Origin of the sequence: Rhodococcus sp. IEGM 1306, assembly GCF_036541985.1 — a bacterium.
Lineage (GTDB): Bacteria > Actinomycetota > Actinomycetes > Mycobacteriales > Mycobacteriaceae > Rhodococcus_F > Rhodococcus_F qingshengii.
The window spans coordinates 1-1,093 of the sequence record NZ_JAZHFF010000039.1 but is presented as its reverse complement, the minus strand read 5'-3'; the positions used below and the strand labels follow the sequence as shown (position 1 = coordinate 1,093).

General features: G+C 60.8%; 1 pseudogene. It reads right to left on the bottom strand.

The window, feature by feature from the left end:
• Positions 1 to 74 precede the first annotated feature (74 nt).
• Positions 75 to 752, bottom strand: a pseudogene (locus V3587_RS30635) (IS256 family transposase); the annotation flags it as partial.
• Positions 753 to 1,093: the final 341 nt, after the last annotated feature.

Below are 1,093 nucleotides of genomic sequence, written 5' to 3'. Positions count from 1 at the left end.
AGGATCATCGCGCAACCCCGAAAACCTCAGGTAGCAGCAGGAATCCGATCAAACGAACATGTGCCCGTTCCATATCCCTCACCGCCGGTGCCGGCCCACAATCCGAGCACGTCGCGCCGTCCGTCGAGACTGACGCCGATCGCCGCGTAGATCGGCCGGTTTGCGACCTGCCCGTCTCGAACTTTGACGACGATCGCATCGACGAAAACTGCCGCGTACACCTCGTCGAGCGGACGGGCAGACCAGTCCTGCATCTCCTCGAGGACCTTGTCGGTGATCCGCGAGATGGTCTCCTTCGAGACCGAGGCCCCGTAGATTTCAGCGAAATGCGAACTGATTTCACCAGTCGTTAATCCTTTGGCGTACAACGACAACACGATCTCATCGACCCCGTTCAATCGACGTTGGCGCTTCTTGACGATCTGCGGCTCGAACGTCCCTTCCCGATCACGAGGGACCTCGATCGGGACATGCCCACTGGCCTCGGTCAACACCGTTTTCGACCGAGTCCCGTTGCGAATATTCGTAGACTCCCGATCGGCCGGAGCTTGGTTCTTGTCGTGCCCGAGGTGCTCGGTCATCTCCTCGTTCAGTGCGGTTTCCAGAACGGTTTTAGTGAACTGCTTGAGCAAACCGTCCGGCCCGGTCAGCGACAGGCCCTGCTCCTTGGCCAGGCGCACCAACTCCGCGGCCGCCGCAGCTTCCGCGGAGGGCTCGGCCCTCTTCTTCGTAACATTCTCCAGTGTCGTCATCTCGGCACCTCCTCGCCGAGCATTCACTCAGCGTCTCGGGCCAAAACACCGATTACGAAACAGTCCCCGGCTTGCGGTGAGCGATCCTAACAGGCCGGCATCAGGCTGAGAGAACCACACGCGTGGATCCACGTCTAACAGAACCGAGCCGACAACCTGCGTCGAAGAGGACCACACTTCGGTTGAAGTAGCCGCGAGGCAGGCCCGTGCTCGCTGGCCAGTGCAGGTTGAGTTTGTCCACAGGTTCTGGGTTGTCCACAGGTGGGTTGTGGGTGGCTTGGTTTTGTGGTGGTGGGTCGAGGGTGGTGGGTGGGACGCGTTTCGTATGGGCGGGCGCGGGG